This window comes from Nonomuraea sp. C10, from assembly GCF_008017515.1.
In the GTDB taxonomy this organism is placed as follows: domain Bacteria; phylum Actinomycetota; class Actinomycetes; order Streptosporangiales; family Streptosporangiaceae; genus Nonomuraea; species Nonomuraea ferruginea.
In genome coordinates, this window is the sequence record NZ_VPFF01000001.1 from 37,109 (window position 1) to 57,812 (window position 20,704).

General features: G+C 64.9%; 12 protein-coding genes and 1 tRNA gene. 6 read left to right on the forward strand and 7 right to left on the reverse strand.

Annotation, left to right across the window (positions count from 1 at the left end; translation table 11 throughout):
* Positions 1-3: 3 nt before the first annotated feature.
* Genes FR742_RS00160 through FR742_RS00170 form a run of 3 tightly spaced genes read right to left on the reverse strand, consistent with a single transcriptional unit; the run spans position 4 to position 12,022 of the window.
* Positions 4-4,062, reverse strand: a complete 4,059-nt coding sequence (locus tag FR742_RS00160; protein ID WP_148029013.1) for an Eco57I restriction-modification methylase domain-containing protein — start codon at positions 4,060-4,062, stop codon at positions 4-6.
* Positions 4,059-6,878 (reverse strand): helicase-related protein, encoded by a 2,820-nt coding sequence (locus FR742_RS00165; protein ID WP_148029014.1) that lies wholly within the window; start codon positions 6,876-6,878, stop codon positions 4,059-4,061. Before FR742_RS00165 ends, FR742_RS00160 begins: the two co-directional genes overlap by 4 nt.
* Positions 6,875-12,022 (reverse strand): DEAD/DEAH box helicase, encoded by a 5,148-nt coding sequence (locus tag FR742_RS00170; RefSeq protein ID WP_148029015.1) that lies wholly within the window; start codon positions 12,020-12,022, stop codon positions 6,875-6,877. Before FR742_RS00170 ends, FR742_RS00165 begins: the two co-directional genes overlap by 4 nt.
* 1,288 nt (positions 12,023-13,310) lie before the next feature.
* Between FR742_RS00170 and istA the strand changes: the two genes are divergently transcribed.
* From istA to istB, 4 genes are all read left to right on the forward strand, one after another.
* The gene (gene istA, locus FR742_RS00175) at positions 13,311-14,840 is read left to right on the forward strand and encodes an IS21 family transposase (protein WP_148034245.1); all 1,530 of its coding nucleotides are present in this window, start codon (positions 13,311-13,313) and stop codon (positions 14,838-14,840) included.
* A gap of 243 nt (positions 14,841-15,083) precedes the next feature.
* Positions 15,084-15,377, forward strand: coding sequence for a transposase (locus tag FR742_RS46480; RefSeq protein ID WP_396989181.1), 294 nt, complete (start codon positions 15,084-15,086; stop codon positions 15,375-15,377).
* A complete protein-coding gene (locus FR742_RS00180) occupies positions 15,374-16,255 on the forward strand; it encodes an IS3 family transposase (protein ID WP_396989183.1) in 882 nt (293 codons plus the stop codon). Before FR742_RS46480 ends, FR742_RS00180 begins: the two co-directional genes overlap by 4 nt.
* Positions 16,256-16,286: 31 nt before the next feature.
* Positions 16,287-17,000, forward strand: a complete 714-nt coding sequence (istB, locus tag FR742_RS00185) for an IS21-like element helper ATPase IstB (protein ID WP_315970584.1) — start codon at positions 16,287-16,289, stop codon at positions 16,998-17,000.
* A gap of 27 nt (positions 17,001-17,027) precedes the next feature.
* Here the strand turns inward: istB and FR742_RS44210 are convergent, their stop codons facing one another.
* From FR742_RS44210 to FR742_RS00200, 3 genes are all read right to left on the reverse strand, one after another.
* Complete coding sequence (locus tag FR742_RS44210; RefSeq protein ID WP_187280919.1) at positions 17,028-17,294, reverse strand: hypothetical protein; 267 nt, start codon at positions 17,292-17,294, stop codon at positions 17,028-17,030.
* Entirely contained in the window at positions 17,291-17,584 is a 294-nt protein-coding gene (locus FR742_RS00195; protein ID WP_148029018.1) for a transposase, read from the reverse strand. Before FR742_RS00195 ends, FR742_RS44210 begins: the two co-directional genes overlap by 4 nt.
* 270 nt (positions 17,585-17,854) lie before the next feature.
* Positions 17,855-17,927 (reverse strand) — tRNA-Arg (locus FR742_RS00200).
* Positions 17,928-18,345: 418 nt separating this feature from the next.
* Here FR742_RS00200 and FR742_RS44215 point away from each other — a divergent pair.
* Positions 18,346-18,540 (forward strand): hypothetical protein, encoded by a 195-nt coding sequence (locus FR742_RS44215; protein ID WP_187280920.1) that lies wholly within the window; start codon positions 18,346-18,348, stop codon positions 18,538-18,540.
* 567 nt (positions 18,541-19,107) lie between these two features.
* Positions 19,108-20,205: a D-alanyl-D-alanine carboxypeptidase family protein gene (locus FR742_RS00210; protein WP_261808285.1), complete on the forward strand. Its 1,098-nt coding sequence runs from the start codon at positions 19,108-19,110 to the stop codon at positions 20,203-20,205.
* On the opposite strand, the gene FR742_RS00215 is transcribed toward FR742_RS00210, so the two are convergent.
* On the reverse strand, positions 20,202-20,678 hold the full coding sequence (locus FR742_RS00215) for a MarR family winged helix-turn-helix transcriptional regulator (protein WP_187280921.1): 477 nt from the start codon (positions 20,676-20,678) through the stop codon (positions 20,202-20,204). The genes FR742_RS00210 and FR742_RS00215 overlap by 4 nt on opposite strands.
* Positions 20,679-20,704: the final 26 nt, after the last annotated feature.

The following is a 20,704-nucleotide window of genomic DNA, read 5'->3' on the forward strand; positions in this document are numbered from 1 at the left end:
CCCTCACACGGAAGGCTTGGCCGGATGGCGAGGGCCATGACCAGGAGGCGGATTGAGCGGGGTCTGGTACGGCTTACGCTCATTAACGGCGTCTTGCATGGCGTCGTAGAGCTCGAGGATGAGGCGTTTGGTGCGGTATTCGCCGTACTTGGCCTCGTCCTTTCGCTTGACGATGGGGAAGGTGCCCAAGATGTAGTCGACGTCGTGGCGAGTGACGCCGTAGAGGTGGAAGAACGCGGCATCGAGCTCGGCCCGAATGGACGCCCGCCTCTGCTCATCCCAGACAAACGGTCCGCCCACATCTCCGAGATCCCGTGCGAATGGCTCCATATCGGAAGCGCTGTAGGCAAGTTCCAGTGTTCGGAACCTGACCCAATCCCCGACAGAGTCCTCACCTGACCATGGCGCCTGTTTCGCAAATACTGTGGGTGCTGGGACCGGAAGCTGCTCGGATGTTCCTTGAGGAACAGACGGTTGTGAAAGGGCGTTTCGCAATGTGAAGTCGTAAGCGAATGAGTTATAGGCCGCTACGACTACGGCGAGGTCTTCAGCCGCCGGGCCAGCACTAACGATCCAGCCGTAGGAGGCGGGACCCCAGGGGAGCAGCGATGCTATAGCGGTCCGCTCATCTGTGCTACGAGCAACGCGTCGATGTCCCAGCAGTGCCGAGTTACAGTCGAATCGGCGTCGCCCCAGCCGCTCCGCCGCAAGCGCCTCACTTACCCAGTAACGGGATCGAGCACGTACCCCGGGATCACGGTCAACGGTCTGCAGATCAGTATCACCGGTTCCGTAGAACTCGGCTGCACGGTGATCATATTGATGCCCCATCTTCCCCTCGTAGAGCGGGAGGAAGCGCTCCTTGCCTTTGACGAGGATGTTGCCGTCGAGTGTCCAGCCGTCGGCGAGCATCGTTTCCAATGTCTCGCCGTTCGCCTCGTTAGGGCGGAAGAGGTGGGAGTCGTTCGACATGTGGAACATCGTCATGAACTTGATGCCCCAGGGGTTGCCGTCCGGGTCGCCCTCCTTGAGAAGGATCGGAACGCGGCGGTAGATGCCGAGGGTGATTTCGGCGTCGCGGCGGGTGCGGAAGACCGGGCAGGTTCCGGTGTTGGGGTTGAGCAGGGTGATCTCTTTGGGCGTTAGGGTGAATCGCTTGCCCTCGTCTCCGAGCTGAGAGGCATCGTGGAGGAAGAACGCGAACTCGGCCTTGTCCTCCTGGCGCTGGATGCCAGCCAAGGTCAGGAGGCTGAATTTCACGCGACTGTCGACCTGGGCGAAGATCTTCTTACGGTTCTCGAAGTCGTAGAGCGAGGCAAGGGACTTCTTCATGACAAGGTCCTTGAAGAAGAACTGCGTCGTGGCGTCGGTCGCGATGCCGGTCGGCACGATGATTCCGAGCCGGCCTTTCGGGTGCAGGACGGCCCGGTTGTTCTCCGAGAAGATCGCGTAAGTGTTCACGTCGCCGCGCGCCGTGAGCGGGTAACGCTCTGACGCGCGGAGGAAGTGGCTTTCGCCCTCTGCTCGGCGCTTGGCGTCCGTGAACGCCTCGTAGAGTGCCTTGCCGTCATCGGAGTTCGCGAGCGCCTTGATCAGCTTGTCGCGTGCGTTCTTGTTACCAGCGTTCGCGATTTCATCGTTGCGCCCGGCGAAGAACTCCTTCTCCGAGAGCTTCACTTTCTCCCACGGCGGGTTTCCAAGCACACAGGTGAAACCTCCGCGCCACCCCGTGAGGGGATTGGTCTCCCCATCACTGGCGAATACCTCAGGGAACTCCAGGTGCCAGTGGAAGAACCGATACTGATCGACCAGCTTGCGTAGTTCTTTCTCCTGCCGGGGAGACAGCGCGCCACCGCGATCCAGGCTGCGGAGGGTCGCGGTGGTGATAGCCGGTGGCGCGTCCTCATGTTTGCGCCAGACGAACGCCGCGCACCAGGCGTCGGCGATCAGGCGCTCGTGAGCAAGCTTGGGAGATTGGTCATATTCGCGGAAGCGCCGCTCCTGCTCGCGGACGTCGGCGACGCTGAGCACTGGAACATCCGCATATGCTCTGACTCGGCCTTCCAGAGCCTCCGTGAGTCCCTCTACCTCGGCGTCGTCGAACAACGTGCTCATCCCGGCCGAGGAACGGCCGGAACCGCGGCCGACCGTACCGGAGAGAGCCTGCTTGTTGGCCTTCTTCAAGTCGGCGACGACACTCCCGCTATCTCCCACCAGCGCCTTGAAGGCGCTTTCGGGAACACCGGCTATGATGCGTCTCGGGGTTGAGCCGATGAGGGCGTTACCAACCTTGATGTGGGCGTCGAGGAAAGCGAGCGGCCGGCCGGGTGCCAGCGACTCGATCCAGAGCGACACCTGAGCGAGTTCGACGGCCTGCGGCTGGAGGTCCACGCCGTAGATGCACTTCTCGACGACCTTGTGCATGGCTTTGCGCACCTCGGACGGAACCGGTTCGTCTTCGCCGGTGACCATGGCGGCGTAGCGCTTGGCGATGCGGCGGGCCGCACCCACCAGAAAGTGCCCGGACCCGCAGGCCGGATCGCACACAGTGATCTTCAGCAGGTCTTCGGGATTGCCTGAGGCGGCGTGCTCGTCGATGATTGGCTCGAGCGCGGTGTCCAGCAGCGACTCGATCAACGACGTCGGAGTGTAGTAGGAGCCGGTCAGCTTCCGGTCATTACCAGAGACCTTCTCCCGCAGCTCAAACCGAGGATTGCCGTTGGAGGTGGCATACGGAACCAGCTCCAGCAGCGACTCGTAGATCGACCCGAGCTCCTCGGCGCCGAGGTGCTGGAAGTCGACATCCCGGGGTCGTCCGTCCTTGGCGCGGACGGTGGACATGTTCCGGATAGCAGTGAGGAACGCCTCGTTGGGGAGATCACACCAGAGTAATTGGTCGGGGAAGGGCTGATCCCCCAGAACACCGGGGGCGTCGGCCGTACGGAAGAAGAGACCTCCGAGGCCGGGTAAGCCCAGTTCCGGAAGACCCTCGTCAGCGCCGAGAGCCTTGATGACCATGACAGCGGTCTTCCAGAGATCCTTGTGGCGGTCGCCGGAGCGGCGCACGGCAAGCCTGCGCAAGCGGTGGCTGGAGAACCAAGTATTGTAGCGATCCCGGACCTCGGTAGTCGCGGATGGGTCGAGCAGGGCGTTCCGGTCTTCGGCAACAAAGATGAAGATGAGCTGGTAGGCCAAACGCAGGAGCTCATGGCGGAAGTCGTCGCGAGTGAGCGCGCCGGATTTGAGCTGCTCGCGCAGTTTGGGGTTAGCCACCAGGAAGCCAGTGCCGAGGGCCTCCATCGCCTCCTTGAGACCATCGCGGAGCTGGTCGCGGGCGCGCATGCCGGTCTCGGCGGCGAAGACTCGCCATTTCTCCAGCCAGCAGTCGGCGCAGGTGGGTGAGCCCTCCTCCGGAGCGATCAACTCGAAGCGAGAGGCGTGCAGAAGCGTGTAGAGGACGACGAATTCGGAGTAGAGCTCGCCCTCGAAGATGGCCGCGAGATCGAACTCAACGTAGGCGGAACCGACGAGCGCGGTGGAGTCCCGCAGGATACGGAGCTGACGGCCGTTGGAGAGCACAGCCCAGAGGTGGTCGTCGGAGAGGTTGAGGAATTCCTGCAGCATCGACTGCGGCGCTCGCTTGGTAACACCGGAAACGCTCTTGTCCAGGTCAGATCGCCAGCCGAGCAGGTGCATGGGCACGCTGTTCCACAGATGGGAGATCGGGAAGTCCTTGCCGCCGACATGCATGCTGCCGTGGTTGAACGGCACCCGCCCGAAGCCGAGTTCCTGGAAGAGAATAAGCAGCCAACGTTCGCGAGTGAGCGTGGTGGCAGCGTCGGATTCGGGAAGCGCGGCCAGCTTGTCGCGGAAGGCGCGGTACGCGCCCAGAAGGTAATCCCAGTGGCGGCTGGCGGCGTCGCCCAGCCGTTCGGAGGCGGCGAGGTAGTAGTCCTCCGGCCGCATTCCCGGTAGCTCACGGTCTCCTGCGGCGATGCGGGAAAGCACGTCCTGGGGAATCAAGCTGCCCTGGACGTCGACAGCAAGGTATCCGCCCCTCATCGGGCACCCCCGGCGGGCAGGTAGACATAGACGCCGAGCAGGTCGGCCGGGCGATTGGCGGTCACCTTCAGTCCTCTCGTCCCGGCGCCGACCGCGCCGCGGACTCGCTGGTGGGCATCAGCAAGCCGGGCGGCGAGCGCGTCGCCGCGCACGCCCAGCTCGGTGGCGAACCCGGGGGCCAGTTTGCCGGCGTCGGTTACGAGCTCCCCGAGGACCCGTTCGGCGGTGCGCTGAACCAGTTCGGGCAGGGTGTTCACCGGTTTGGCGGCCAGCACCTCGATGATCTCATCACCGGTCAGCCATTCCCGGCCATCTGCTCCCACGCGGTAGCCCACGATCTGGGCATCCTCGGCGACCAGGTTCTTGGGCCGGGTACGACCCGGCAGGGTGACGTGGAAGCGGTAGCGGACCAGCAGCAGCACGGTCCTGGAGGTGACTGTGTCCGTGCGGATGACGCCGAGGCGCCGTGCCGGTCCGGTTCCTTCGAGTGCGTGATCGAGCACGGTTCGGGCCAGATCGCGGACCATGGGGTCGGTCCGGACCAGGGCGTGGCCGCCGACCGGAGCAGGGATGTCGTTGTGGAAGACGAGCTTCTCGGTCTTACCGTCGAAACTCAGGCCCAGCGCGTGCCGTACCGGAATCGGAAGCTGACGGATATCGGCGGTGAACCCGTCGGAGCGGGCGTCGATGAGCGCGTCGAAGCCAGACAGCGCGTCTCGAGTGAAGCGGGCCACGTCGGCGCGGGTGCCCAGGGCGTCGCGGATTTCGGCGACTTCCTGCTGTACTTCTTCCAGCTTGATGCCGGAATGTGCGTACTTGGTGAGTGCCTTGGACTCGCGGTCAGCGGCGCTCTCCCATGCTCGGTGGACCTGGTCGCGGGTCTTGGTGACACCGATGTCCAAGTCGAGCTGATCCTGGTTCTCGTCGTTACGGAGAAGCAGCCCTTCGACGAGTGCCTTGATGACCTCATCGCCACCGGTGGGAACGGGTACGGCGACGCCGGTCTGGCGGGAGATAATGCGGTGCTTGCGGATGAGCACGTCGAGCACTACGCCGTCGATGCCGTTGTCGAGGCCATAGAGGGTGACGGCGCGGACGGTCTGATGGCGCTGTCCGAAGCGGTCGACGCGTCCTTCGCGCTGCTCGTGCCGGGTGGGGTTCCAGGCCAGGTCGTAATGAATGACGGCTTGGAACGATTCCTGCAGGTTTACACCCTCTGAGAGGCAGTCTGTGGCCACCAGGACGTGACGGCCGGCTTCGGCGGTGAGCTCGCTGATGACTTCCTGGCGTGCTTCCGGCGGCAGAAGGCCGGTGACGGCCCGGACGTTGGCCTTCTTGCCTAGTGCCTTGGTCAGGTGCTCGGCGACATATTGGGCGGTGGGAATGAATCGGCAGAAGACGATCGGGTCGTAGCCGTCGGCGAGCAGCGCCTTGATCTCTGCGATAAGCGCGGCCAGTTTAGCGTCGTCGGCCGGACCTTCGATCTTCTCGAAGGCCCTGGCCAACCGCTGGAGCCGGTCATCCTTGGAGTTCTCACTGGTCTGGCCGCCGGCGGTGGCGTCGATGCCCTCGATGGTCTCCTGGTCGGTGAGGTCGAGGACGCTGTTGCGGCCGAGCTGCTCGACTTCCGGCTCGGTTTCGGCAGCGTCAGGAGCGGAGCGGGTGCGCAGTGTCGCGGCAGCGGCACGGGGTGAGGAGGCAACCGAGCGCAGCAGCGCCAGGGCCGACCACCAGGAGACCCGCTGCCGGACGCCGTCTCCGGGCTTGCGGACGGTCTCGCGGGCGTATTGCAGCGCCTGGCGGGCGAGTTTTGCGTATTCGCCGGTCAGGGCGTAGGAGACGTCGCGGACCTGACGGTCCTTCGGGAAGGGGGTTTCCTCATCGAGGTAGCGGCGGATGTCGCGGCGGCGGCGCTGGACGAAATGCTTGGCCAGCTGCTCGCGGCCCTTGACGCTGTCCAGGTCGACGCTTTCCAACTCTGGGTCGAGCAGGCTGATCAGGTCTCGGAAGGCGTCTTCCTTGCCACTGTGCGGGGTGGCGGTGACCAGCAGCATGTGGCGAGTGGGTTCATCGGCGAGCTCTTGAAGAAGGCGGAAGCGGAGCTGGCTGCTCTTGCTGCTGGATCCTGCCGAGACGCACGTGTGGGCTTCGTCGACGATGACGAGGTCGGGGCAGGTGCGGACGAACTGCTGGTAGCGGCGGTCTGACTTGATGAAGTCGGTGGAGACGACGGTAATCGGGTAGCGGTCGAAGATCTGTTCGTCGAGCCGGAGGCCGCGTTCCAGGCGTGTCACGGTGGAGGGCAACACCAGGGCGGCCTCGATGGCGAATTTGTCTCTCAGCTCGGCGACCCACTGCTCGGCGAGCGCGGGGGAGCACAGGACGGTCAGGCCCTTGGCTTCGCCACGCTCCAAGAGCTCTTTGGCGATTAGGCCTGATTCGATGGTTTTGCCGATGCCGACGTCGTCGCCGATAAGCAGGCGGACCGTGTCCATCCGCATTGCTAAAAGCAGTGGGACGAGTTGGTACTGGCGGGGTTCGACGGCGATGGAGGCCAGGGAGCGGAACGGTCCCGCGCCGGAGGTGAAACCGATGCGCAGTGCCGTACGGAGCAAGCCGGTGGCGACGCTGTCACCAACCTCGCCAATTGAGGGCGGCGGGAAGGTGGCGTCACTCACTTCATCAAGGAAGAGGCACGCCTCGAAGTCGGTGTCCCCGTTGAGCGGACGGACAACGAGGAAGTCGTTGGCGCTGCCGGGCTGGACGACCCATTCCCGTCCCCTGGCGGCGACCAGGGATCCCGCAACGTACGTCATTTGTTCCCCCGCCCGGTGCCGAAGACACTGGAGTACTTCTTCACGATCTCGCCCCACTGACTGTCGTAGCGGAAGCGGATGACGAGCCACCCCAGGTCCATCAGTCGATCCTCCGCTTGAATGTCGCGTTCGATCACATTAGTGGCATCGTGGTGCGGTCCATCAATAAAAATCGCGACATTCCCCGATTTGATGCGGTAGACGAAGTCTGGTCGAGCCTTCGCTCCAGCGACGTACTCCTGGGCGGCACTCGGCAGGCGGTAGTCGTGCTCCCGAAGGAAGCCGAGGAAGTCACGCTCGAGGCCGCTTTCCGACGACTCCGTCAGCTCGTTGACGTGCTCTTCGACGGACTTGTGCCCCTCGGTAGGCTCCGTGGTTGAGGCAGCCAGGTCTAGCAGAAGGTCCTTGACACCCTGCCGGTCGATCTCTTCGTGCCAGCGCTGGTTTGAGTAAGACAGCAAGCAGTCGTAGCAGCCGCGTTCGCACCGCTCGCGGGCGCCTTCGGCTTTGTCCCTGTCCTCGCCGGTCTCGGGGTCGAAGTGGAGGATCTCCAGAGCGCGATGGGCGACGCGGCTGAGGGCATCCTTCTCATCGTGCAGGCGGCGCAGGACGCCGGCGCCGCCCTCGGCGCTCTCGATGAAGAGCATGCGGGCCCGGTTGCGGGGGTCAGGCAGGGGTTCGCTGTGGAGCTCGACGTCTTCGAGTTGGAACTCTGCTTCGATTCCCCGTTCCAAGGCGTAGCGCAAGGTGGTCGCCACCCCATCACGCACCGGGGCTGCCAGCCGTACAACACAAATATTCTTGTGATCTTGAACGTAGGGGACCACGCGCACGACGCGCTGAGCCTTGTCTAAGGCTTGCAGACCCTCGTCTTCGGGAGCCTGGTTGTTTTTGTCCGAGTCCTTGGTCCACCGGCCTCGCAAAGGATCGAGCAGGTAGCCCACCTCGTTGCGGTTCTTCCGGCCGCGCCGTCCCTGGTTGATGATGCGGACAGTGGCGGTGTCGCCGTAGACGAGTTCGGCGATCACGTCGTCACCGCGGCGGATCTGAGCGTCAAAGCGGCCATGGTGACCGTGCTCGCTGAAGCGGTAGGTGGTGAGCAGGTCAAAGCCGGCGCGGCGACGCTCCTCCTCATCAGAGGAGATGCGTTGGCGGCGGATGGTTTCCACGGTCTGCAGGTGCATGAGCCCGGACTGAGACCCGGGGAGCTCAGCGTCGCATTCATCGCAGACATCAGTCCCGGCCTGCCGGTCATGCCAGTAGCCGCACTGGGCGCAGATTCGGGCCTCGGCCGTGGTGACCTCGCCCTCCTCGCCGGTCGGAACCTGGATCTTGGCAACCTCGTAGCGTTGACCCTCGTGATAGATGAGCGCGCCCGGGCCGAATTCGTTGATCGCGATGAAACGTGGCCGCTGGATGTAGCTCGCCTTGTTCCTGGTGCCTGGGACGTAGGCAGCCAGCGGGAGGCGCGGGAAGGAGTAGCCCGGCAGGAAGCCTTCGGAGGCGAAATAGCGGTAGGTGTAGAAGTCGCTGAACTGCCGGTCGGAATCCTCGTTCTTCAGCAGCCGGAGCTGGTTCTCGGCCTGCTGACGACGTCGTTGGGCAACCCTCTTGGCATCCGGGGAGGTCGAGTGATCCATCACCCGGCGGTTCTGCTCGGCCTGCTCGGCGGTGGCCGCCTGGAAAAGTCCTCGCCAGCGATCACATGCGGCGTCGAAGCGCTTGGCCGCGCCGTTGAGCATGTCCTTGATCCAGCCGTCGTACCACCAGCTAGGCCGGTGAATCTCGGATCCGAGGATATCGGCCAGAACCCGGGTGGCCCTGGGTACCGCACGGCGAATCGCTCCCTCGTCCTCCAACTGCGTGCGTAGGGTCTCCTGCAGCGGAAGTCTGGGGTCTGCGACGTTCACGACGTCAGACATGCTCGAATGCAGCGGCGCGCGCGTTTCACCCAGCCAAATCGCGTGCACGTGGGATCGGATCAGGTCTTCATTGGTGAGGTCCAGTCGGGGCGCCTGCACACTGCCGGCCACCATTAGCTCAGAGCGGCGGAAGTAGTACTGATCGTGCGGACTACCTGTTGAACAGTACGTCGTGATCAACGCGGGCTGCCCGCTACGCCCGGCGCGGCCTGAACGCTGGGCGTAATTGGCCGGGGTAGGCGGGACGTTACGCATGGCCACGGAGTTGAGCGTGGCGATGTCCACCCCAAGCTCCATCGTGGGCGAGCAGTAGAGCAGGGGAAGCGGGACTCCGTCGCGGAAGTCCTTTTCCCGCTGCTGCCGTACCTCGGCCTGGACCTGGGCGGTGTGTTCAGCCGCGTGGATGCCGACGAGCTCCCCGGCGGCCGTGGCGTAGAGATCGCGAAAGAATTCGTTGACTCTCGCCCCGACTTCGGCATCGACGGTCTTGCGGAGCGGGTCGGGAGCTCCGGTCTTCCCATCTCCGGCTCGCCAGATCAGTTCTGAGGACTTGAGCCGGTAGCCGCGGGCGCCGTCTCTGGTCTTGGCCACTTCGACGAGCAAGCCGTACTTCTCCAACGCCCAAAGGAGATTGCCGATGATCTGTTGAGCATCGTCAACAGTGAGCTTCATCCGCGGGTAGGCAGTGCGGCGTAGGTAACGGCCGAGGGCGGAGCGTCCGGTGAAGTTGATACGGTCACGGCTCTCGCCGGGGCGGCCGGGCTGGGCGAAGACTGTGGTCGCCTTGACGCGGCCTTCCGGCTCGCCGAGCGCCCAGACACCGGTCAGGTGCTGCTGGGACTGGTTCCAGAGGCGTTCATAACCCTCTTCGGTAAGGGGATCGACATCCACGGCGAGAGCGCGCCGCATCTCATCCAGAACGATGCGCGCCAGTTCGGCTCGATGCCCAGGTTCGTCGTCACGCAGGGCCGGGTGCGTCGTCTCCCACCATTCGTCGTCGTCGGCGATCTCGTCGAGCGCGACGTAGTCGAAGCGAAGCAGGCCAGTCTGCTCCAGGTTGGGCATGGTGATGCGCCAGCCACGTGCCAGATCCACGTAGATCAGATAGGACAGAGCACCACGCAGGGCCTTCTGTACGTGCTCGCGCTGGCCGAACTTGACGTCGGGATTCTGCGCGAAGGCCGTCAATGGCAAGTCGAGAGCTTTGGCGACGCGCTGAGCTACTTCGTCGTGCTGCAGTCCTTCCTCACCTGCTGATCGCGCAGCCCGATAGAGGGCACCCCGGACCTGCGTGACCTGGACAAAGTCGTTAAGGTGACCTGCCTGCAAGCTGGCGTCTTGCCGGTTGTCGACAAACGTGAGGAGTTTGCGGGCTTCGTCGCTCAGCTCCGCTTGCTTGCGCAGATTCCGGACGATGCTCGTGCTGATCAGCGACATCGCCGAACTGCGGCCTTCGGAGTCGAAGGTGGCCAATTTCGCGAAGTCACGCCCACGTACCTGCTCATACGAGACGCGGCACCGCAGACAGAACTTGAACGGCTCGCGGAAATACCAAGCTCGCTGTCCTTCTCCGGCAGGCGTCTCGCTGCCGCCCGGGCCAAGCCAGAGCTCCTTGGGCAGATAATCCCGGTTGGTGTCGCGGACCTGGGTGCTGCCGTCGGCGGCGGGCTCCAGCCAGGAGTCGGGCAAGCGACCTTCGAGCACAGGGTCGGCGGGCCACGGGTGCTCGGAGCTGATGTAGAGGTAGCCGTTGACGGCCTCGCCCCCGGCCACGTCGGCTTCCTGCCGGGCGCTGTAACTGCCGTCCTTACGCTTGGCGACCACGAGGTACTCCTGGCCACACTCGCGGCAGAAGGCCAGGGGGACGAGGCTCTTCTCCCGATGCCCAGGCACGCTCACCTGATATTGGCTGGTGATATGCCGCTGGTTCTCCGGTTCCAGGCTGACGTAGACGGTGTCGCCCTTCGACAGGAACTGGTGGAGCCGGAAGGCGAACAGCGGCTGGCCCGTCTCCAGGTTCTTGGCTTTCGATCCTTCTTGCAGCACGGCCTGGATGATGCTCGAGCACTCCTCGGGCGCCCGGCCGGTAAGCGTAGCCAGGGTCTCGGACGCCTGGGCGACAGTCGTCGGCTTGCGGCGGATCAGCCGCTGAGTACCGGTCTCACGGGTAAGCCCGAAGTACGACTCGACCCAGATCGCCAACGGATCTCGGCCCAGCTCGTTATAGCCGCGGCCGGTGCCCACACGGTCCATGGAGTCAGCCAACTCGCCGGGATCTGGCTGCTCGTCCGCCGTGGCTCGGACCAAGGTTTCGCCAATGACGCGGTCGGGAGTTACTTCCGTGCCGAACAGCCGGCTCGCGACGTCGGCCACGACCTTCTGGGCTTCAGCGAAGGTAGCGGTGGTCGCCATGGTCGCCGACGTGCCCACACACTGCAGGTTGGGCGCAGTACACGCGTCACGTAGGCGCCGCACCAGAAGAGCGACGTCAGCGCCCTGACGCCCCCGGTAAGTGTGCAGTTCGTCTAGGACCAGGAAGCGAAGTCCTTGGGCCGCATCAATCAGGCCCTGCCGTTCCGCGGGCCGGGTGAGCAGGTATTCGAGCATGACGTAGTTGGTCAGCAAGATGTCCGGCTTGCGCTTCAGGATCCGGTCACGGTCCTCATCGGATTCCTGTCCGGTGTAGCGGGCGAAGGTGACCGGCTCCTCGTTCCTGGCCAAGCCCCACCTGAGATACCGAGTGAGCTCCTCCATCTGACTGTTCGCCAGGGCGTTCATCGGATAGACCACGATCGCCTTGACCCGACCCGGATCGGGATCACGAAGGATGGAGTCGACGATCGGGATCATGTAGGAGAGACTCTTGCCTGATCCCGTGCCGGTGGTGAGCACATAGCTGAGTTTGTTGCACGCGACTTCGATCGCGTCGCGCTGGTGCTGACGCAGTGTGATCGTGGTCGTGCCAGGGTCGTTCTCATGGCGCTTGAGCCGGAACAGTCGCTCACAGCCGGGGTGAAGCAGGTTCTGCCTGATCAGGTCGGTGATGGTGCCGCCGTTGGCGAAGCTCGGGTTCAGCGAGACCCACGGGTACGGCCAGCGGACTCGGGCTTCGCGCTCCTGCTGGAGGTGGGATGCGATGCGCGGATCACGGACATTCACCAACGATGTGGTGAACTCGTCGTAGTCCTTGACGAGCTGCTCGTGCACCTCGAAGACATCCACACTTGCTCGCTTTCCACGTCCCAGCTAACGCCCCAACTACGGCGAACGTACCTAATCATCCGTCACGAACGGATTCATCGTTACATTGATCTAGCGCGGCAAAGTTGACTAGAGTCGCATGTATGATCACGCGCAGCAGCATGAGGTAAGCTGCAGGAGCGGCATGGCCAGGCATGGTGTGTACCGGGACCTCTTCCGCGTTTCCTCAAGCTGGAGAAGCACGTAATTCCTCCGCTGGCCGCTCGTCATCCCACACCTCTGGCAGTCGACCACCGAGGTGTACGCTCGCGGTCCCCACGATGCGTGCGACGAACGAGTGGTTGAAAAGCCGCAGCGAGGAGGGCCGAGCGCGTTATTACGAGTGAGAACACGATCGTCCAGAGCTGTGAGGCGACATTGCCTGCTCAAGGCCCCCTCAAGCCCGGGCGTATCCACCAGCGTCCATGATCGTCCAAGACCCTTGGTAAGTGCATGCGATAGCAGGCACTGACCTCAGCCGTCATGCTCAGTGGCAAGGGCCGGCGAAGCCGGTCCGCGGCAGCCGATCGCCCCGACCTGTACGCCGAGTACCGAAGTGAGCGATCGTCACGGCGGGACTGACGATTGCGTAACGGGATTGGTCGGCCGAGGCCAAGGCTCTGCTGGTCAAACAGGAGGCCATGGCCATCCACGGGGAGTTGGCCGTCACCTACCCGACTTCGCCAACTCCTTGCCCAACCTCGGCGTAACGTTCTTGAGTTGGGCCGGGTTGAAGCAAGAGAGATGCAACGAGAAGCCGAAACGGTTCTGCCTGAACTGTGGCGATTCCTGATCGCTACATGTCTGCGGGTCTGTGTCGCCAGAGACCTATGTGCGCGTGGGCGGTGCTGGCCCGGACCGGCCGGAGAGCCGCAGCCGGGCCAGCTTGCCGCCCACGCGCGGCCGGGGCGCCACAGGCGGCGCGGCCCTTGAAGACGTGGAGATAAGTCTCATCCGGTGATCTTCCTGTATGGCTGTGCTGTCCCGGGACATGCTTGACGGATGAGTCCCAGGACATGGGCGACAGGTGCTGTCATCGGTGTATGCGGCCATCTAAAACTCCAGGTCGGCGGACAGGTGACTCCAGGTAGATGGCCAGAAGGGTCCCGGTAGGCGGACATCGGAAATCCTGGTCGATGGCCACGTAATCTCTTGATCTTGCTCGTGTGTCCCGGGCGCACAGCGACGCCTCACCCGGTTGGAGTGGCGGACGAGGTAACCAGCCGTTTCGACCGGGAGGAACCTTGTGACCAAGTCCGACGCGGAGTTGATGGAGATCTTCAGCGCCTACGATCTGACTGGATGTGCCTGGTCAGCGGCGCAACTGGTCGGGTGTGACCCCAAGACGGTGCAGCGCTACGTCACGATGCGCGATACGGGCGGCGTCCCGCCGGAGCGAACCTCGCGGGCCCGGTCGATCGACGCGTTCCTGGCCAAGATCGAGGAGAAGATAGAGCGCTCGGGCGGCAAGGTCCGCGCCGACGTGGTGCACAAAGACCTGGTGGCGATGGGCTTTCGCGGCTCGGAGCGGACCACCCGGCGAGCCGTGGCAGCGATCAAGGAATCGTGGCGGACCGGCCGACGGCGCGTCTACCGGCCATGGGTTCCCGAGCCGGGCATGTGGCTGCAGTGGGACTGGGGCGAAGGGCCACGCATCGCCGGACGCCGTACCCAGCTGTTCTGCGCCTGGCTGGCCTGGTCGAAGTTTCGGGTGGTGCTGCCGGCCTGGGACCAGACGCTCGGTTCGCTGACCGCCTGCCTGGACGCGGCGCTGCGGACCATCGGCGGAGCGCCCACCTATCTGCTGACCGACAACCCCCGCACGGTCACCGTCGAGCACATCGCCAAGATCCCGGTCCGGCACCCGCAGATGGTCGAGCTCGGCCGCCACTACGGATGCGTGGTGCACACCTGCGAGCCGTTCGACCCCGAGTCCAAGGGCGGCGTGGAGAACACGGTGAAGATCGCCAAAGCCGATCTGGTGCCCACCACCACGAACCTGCGCTCCAGCTACGGCAGCTTCGCCGAGTTGGAGGACGCCTGCGCCGGCTGGACCGAGCAGATCAACCACCGCTCGCACCGGGCCACCCACCGCCCGCCCATCCACATGCTCGAAGAAGAACGCGCTCACCTGCACCCGCTGCCCGCCGAACCCTACGCACTCGCGCTCGGCGAGGAACGCCTGGTCGGCGAGGACCGCACCATCCGCTGGGGCGATGTCCGCTACTCGGTGCCGCCCGGCCACGAGGGCCGCAAGGTCTGGTGCCGAGTCCACGGCGACGAACTGGTCATCGTCGGCCGGCGAGCAACCGACGGGCCGGGCCAGCAGATCGGCGGCGCAGGTCTGGCCGAACTCTGGCGGCACCAGCTGTCGACCCCGGGCCGGCCCCGCATCGTCGAGGCGCACTATCCCGACCATCCCGGCGGCAACGGGCCGCGTCAGCCCAGACCGCGCCCGCAGACCAAGGCCGAAGAGCGCTTCCTGGCCATCGGCCCGGGCGCCGAGGCCTGGCTGATCGAAGCCGCGGCCACCGGCGTGGCCCGCATCCGCGCCAAGATGGCCCGCGCGATCGTGCTCGCCTCGCTGGTCGGCATCAAGCCTGTCGACGCCGCGCTCGGCCTGGCCGCCATCCACGGCCGCTTCGGCGACAGCGATCTAGCGTCCATCTGCGACCACCTGGCCCGCAGCTCGACTATCGGCCCCACATCCAGGGCCGATGAAAACCACTCCGCCCAGCCCGGCACCGCCTCCTGGGCCGCCATCCGAGCAACACCTCAGGATCGCGGCAACAGGGACTGACCAGGAACCGATCAGGCCGCCGATATCAACCACCATGCCGACTCGGCGGCCTGACCACTCATCAACACTTGGAGATTACACATGAGCGTTTCGCTGCCCAAGGCGCCACCCATCCCGGCCGAGTTGGAAGTCCTGTTCACCCGGATGCGCTTCCCCTACGCCCGCAAAGCCGCACCTGGGGTGCCCGCTGACATCCGGACACAGACCTAAGTAGGGTTCTGGAAGTCCGGAAGGTAAGGGTCAATGTCGAAGAAGCCCAGGCAGTACTCTCCCGAGTTGCGGTCCGAAGTCGTGTCATACGTGTTGGATGGAAATCACACGGTCGCGCAGGCCGCTCGCGCATACAACCTCGTTGCGGAAACGATCCGCAATTGGGTGAATGCCGAGAAGGAAAAGCGTAAGGGTAGCACGACAGAGGCGCGCGACTCGGTCGACCGAGCCCGCCTCGCAGAGCTGGAGCGCCGAAACAAGGAACTCGAAAACGAGATCGCCTTCCTAAAAAAAGCGGCGGCCTACTTCGCGAAGGATCAAGGGTGAGCGAGAAGTTCGCCCTGATACGTGCGGAGAAGGCCAACTTCGACATCGCGATGATGTGCCGGCTGCTCGGTGTGTCAACGTCCGGGTATTACGAATGGCGCGATCGGCCGCCGTCGGCTCGGGCACGGCGGCGCGAGATGCTCAAGAAGCGGATCCGCGATGAATTCATCCGCTCGGAGCGGACTTACGGATATCGACGGGTGCACGCTGAGTTAGCTCGTCGGGGTGTCGAGTGCGATGACGAAACGGTGCGGCTGCTGATGAACGCGATGGGGCTGGTCCCGGTGCAGGTCAAGAAGCGCAGGAGCCTGACGGTGGCGGACGCGGCGGCCGGGCCGATCCCTGACCTGGTCGGACGGGACTTCACCGCGCGCGCACCAGGCGAGAAGATGGTGGGCGATATCACGCAGATTGATACTGGCGAAGGGGCGCTTTTTCTGGCGACCGTCATCGACTGTTTCTCGAAATCGGTGATTGGCTGGTCGATGGACACGCGGTATCCGGCGAGCTTGGTGGGCGCGGCGATCGATATGGCTGCTGGACGGCTGGAGTTTCCCGAAGGCGCTGTGTTTCATTCGGATCGAGGAAGTCAGTATACTTCGTTCGAGTTCGGTCAGCAGCTGGCGGCGCACGGTGTCCGTCGCTCGGTCGGAAGAACCGGTATTTGCTTCGACAACGCGATGGCGGAATCATTTTTCGGGAAGCTCAAGACCGAGCTGGTCTACCATCGGAAGTTCGACACCCGGGCCGAGGCGCGCCGGGCCGTTATCAAGTACATCGAGGGGTTCTACAACGCTCGGCGACTTCACTCCGCGCTTGGTTATCGCGCGCCGCTAGAAGTCCTTGATGAATGGTTTGAGGATAGACAGGCGGCGTGATAGAGTCACGCATATATTTGCATTTGGGACTGTGTCCGGAATTGCCCGGGCTCCTCAACCCGACGTGCTGGCCACCGCCCGCGCTCAGCGCTGGGATCCCGCCGAAGTGGTGCGGGTGCTGCTCGCCGAAGAGGTCGTCGGCCGGGACAACGCCACCCGGCGCAGCCGCCGCAAGAGCGCCGGCATGCCCAACGGCAAGACCTTCGGCTCCTGGAAGAGTGAACTGTCGTCCATCCCGCAGGCCACCCAGAACGCCCTGCGCACCCTGGAATGGGTCAGCCGCCGCGAGAACTGTGTGATCTCCGGCCCGTCCGGCACCGGCAAGAGTCACTTCATGGAAGCGCTCTGTCACCAGGCCATCGACGCCGACCTGCGCGTGTCCTGGTTCACCCTGGAAACCTTGGCCGTCACCATCGGCCGGGCCCACGTCGACGGCAGCATCGCCCGGACCATCGCCAAGATCTGCCGCTCCGACATCATCGTGATCGACGACATCGGCTTGCTCCCGGTCGGCCACGAGACCGCTGAGGCGTTCTACCGGCTGGTGGACGCCGCCTACGAACGCCGCAGCCTGGCTGTCACCAGCAACATCCATCCCTCCGGCTTCGACACGATCATGCCCAAGACCATGGCCACCGCCACCGTCGACCGGCTCATGCATCACGCCCACATGGTCGAGACCAGCGGTGAATCCCATCGCCTGGCCGAAGCACTCGCCGGAAAGGGTGTCGTCCCTCTCACCTGACCGTCCACCTGGACGTTACGTGTCCGTTTACCTGGAGATTTCATGGCCGCCAGCCTGGATCAGGCTGGCCGCCCACCTGGAGAAATTCCTGACCGTCCACAATCGGCCAGTCTGGCGTGCGTCGTTGCGGCGTCGTGCGTCAGGAGGCCGGGATTGGCCCTGGTGGATATGTCCGTGGTGGAGCAGCGGTATCGGGCTGTGCTGGCGGTGCTGGCCGGTGGTTCGGTGACCGAGGTCGCCCGCGATGTCGAAGTTGGCCTTCTCCGCACGTATCAGGGCGAACTTCTCGCTCACCCTTGATCCTTCGCGAAGTAGGCCGCCGCTTTTTTTAGGAAGGCGATCTCTTTTTCGAGTTCCTTGTTTCGGCGCTCCAGCTCTGCGAGGCGGGCTCGGTCGACCGAGTCGCGCGCCTCTGTCGTGCTACCCTTACGCTTTTCCTTCTCGGCATTCACCCAATTGCGGATCGTTTCCGCAACGAGGTTGTATGCGCGAGCGGCCTGCGCGACCGTGTGATTTCCATCCAACACGTATGACACGACTTCGGACCGCAACTCGGGAGAGTACTGCCTGGGCTTCTTCGACACTGACCCTTACCTTCCGGACTTCCAGAACCCTACTTAGGTCCGTGTCCGGATGTCAGCGGGCACCCCAAGTGGCGCTATGGCGACAGTCCAGCTCTCGAACCGCAGCTCCGACCTCGGGTAACGCCTTCAAGATCATCCCCCGTATGTCCCCAGAACGCTGTCCTACAGCTGCATTCGGGTGCCCTCGGCGGCCCACACAGGGTCTGGGAAGCAAAAGACCTGCGGGTGAGAAACCGCAGGTCAGAGGCCAAATTGCCTGGTCGAGATGAGTGCCCCCGGCAGGATTCGAACCTGCGGCACCCGCTTTAGGAGAGCGGTGCTCTATCCCCTGAGCTACGGAGGCGGACAGACCAAGCCTAGCGAAAGTCCGGCCCTCCGTGTGCCACCCGGCCCCCGTGACTTGCCGGAGCCCAAGTCATGGGTGGTGTGAGCTGCGGTAAAGCCCTGGCAAGTGATCACCTTTCGGGACAGGTGACGCGGATACCGTCCCACCTGTGGATGCGAGGCGACGGAGGCAGGCGCGCAGGCGGCCGGTGGTGCTGTTTGCGGCGCTGCTGGCGCCGGCGATCTTCGCTGCTGGGTTGGCGGCCGGGGAAACGGGGCGGGACGAGCGGGTGGGTGGTCGGCGGGGTGTGGTGGCAGGGGAGAGGCCGGTCGTGTTCGGGCCGGTGGTCGCGCCTGCGCCGGCTCATCCGGTACGGGCGTTCGCGGCGCCGGTGCCTGCTCAGGTGGCACCTGCTCCGGTCGTTGAGGAGGCGCCGGTGGTGAGGGCTGTGGTGGCGCCCAAGGTTCGGTCGCGGACTCGGGAGCCGGAGGACGTGGTGACGGAGACGTCACGGGGCAAGCCGTCGCCGACTGCGGAGGCGTGTCCGGAGGAGTGGGAGGACACGTGGCTGTGGGAGTTCTGCCGGGAGCATGAGCGGAGGGTGGCGGCCGGGTCGCGGCGCCGTGACTGACTCCCGGTATGGGGGTGGCTGGGGCTCGGAGCCGCGTCCTGAGCCCCAGCAGCCTCCCTGCCCCAGAAGTCCCGCTGTGCCAGAAGCCGAGGTACGTCAGAAGCTCAGGTGCCCGAAACCAAGCCTCCCGGAAGCTCAGGTGCCCGAAACCAAGCCTCCCGGAAGCTCAGGTGCCCGAAGCCGAGCCTCCCGGCAGTCGGGGGTGCCGGAGGCCGGGAGTGCAGGAGGCCCAGGGCGCCGAAGGCCAAGCGTGCCGAAAGCCGAGGGCGCCGAATGCCAAGCCTGCCGGAAGCCCGGCCGTCCAGAAGTCCAGCGCGTCCAGAGCCCAGCCGCCCCGATTCCCGCTCGCCATAGAACCGCAAGCCCGCCCGCCGCGTACTGACAGACAAGGGCAGCGGTCGTCTTGAAGGGGCAAAAGCGTCGTTCATGTCATAACGGCTCTCCGGAGTTCGGTCCGGACACTCAGAGGGCTGTAGTAACGTGCGTGCCGGACCCGCGTCACGAGTTTGCAAAGCGGAGGAGTCGAACGTGCCAGCCCCTCGGTCAGCAGGTCTGATCGCGGTTGTCATGACGATGACCTCCCTGGCGGGCGTGCCCGCGGCCGGGGCGGCCCAGGCCACCGGACCTGCCGCACATGCCGGTCAGCAGTCCGTACGCGAGGCCGCAGCGAACAAGAAGGCGAACAAGAGGGCGAACGAGAACCCGAAGGACCTCACCGCGCTGCGCAAGGAAGCGCAGCGTTCCGCCCAGGAGCTGGAGGACGCCACCAAGGCTCTGGAGAAGCGCCGCACGGACTTCGCCGCCGCCGAGAAGGAGCTCAAGGAGAAGCTGAAGGCCCTTGAGGTGGCGGAGCGGCAGCTCGCGCAGGTGCGGCGGCCGGTGTCGCAGCTGGCCGAGCTGCTCTACCAGCAGCCCGTCGGCGCCGACGGAGTGGCGTCGTTCCTGGCTGGCGACTCCAACAGCGATACCCTGCGGGCGCTGGCGAACGTCAACCACATGGTCACGGTGCGGCAGCACGCGGTGGAGGAGACGAGCACGCTCACCCTGCACACGCAGCGGCTGGCCGGCGACGCGCAGGAGTTGCGGGCGGGCAACCTGCTCGCCGAGGCGCAGATGGCGGCGGAGATCGACCTGCTCAGGAAGAAGTCCGACAAGGTCGTCAAGTCGCTGACCCAGCAGCTGGTGAAGCTCGGCATCAAGATCGACAAGGTGGAGAAGGCGGCGCTCGGGTGCAACCCGCTGCGGGCGGCCACGGCCAACGACTACCCCAACGGGCTGATCCCGACGAGCATGCTCTGCCCGTTGCAGCAGAAGGGGCACAGCCTGCGGGCGGACGCGGCCATCGCGTTCGTCAGCCTGAACGAGGCCTACCGCAAGCAGTTCGGCAGGCCGATGTGCGTGACGGACGCCTACCGGAGCCTGGCGGAGCAGCAGTCGGTCTACTACCGGCGGCCGGGGTTCGCGGCCGTGCCGGGGAAGAGCAACCACGGGCTGGGGCTGGCCGTGGACCTGTGTGGCGGGGTGGAGAGGTTCCGGTCGGCGGAGTTCAACTGGCTGGAGAAGTACGGCAAGAAGTACGGGTGGATCCACCCCGACTGGGCCTACCGCAGCCCGTTCGAGCCGTGGCACTGGGAGTACGATCCCGAGGCCGACTCGGTGCTTTAGGGCTCTTCACGCGTGCTCGTCGCCGACGCGCTGATGGTCTGCTCGATGCTGATCAGAGCTTCCAGTTGTTGTGCGGACAGCGACGCGGTGAAGTGGCGGTGGATCGAGGCGAGATGGGCCGGGGCGGCCTCGGCGTAGACCTGCCGGCCTGACTCGGTGAGCACGACGTCGTCGCCGCGGCCGTCGAGTTCGCAGGCTTGGCGGGCGATCAGCCCTCGCCGTTCCATCCGGCCGAGTTGGCGGGACAGCCGGCTGTGGGCCCAGTTCATCCGGGCGGTGAGGCCGTTCACCCGGATGCAGTGCTCGTCGTCGGACAGCGCCGCCACCGCGTCCAGCACCTCGTAGTCGGCCATCGACAGGCCGGTGTCCCGCTCCAGGTCGCGCGCGATCTCCGCGTCCACGAGCAGGTGCAGCCTGCGGTAGGCCGCCCAGGCCTGGCGCGCGGTCTCTTCTTGCGGTCGCGGTCTCGTCATGGGGATCAGTGTAAGGAATTTTCGTG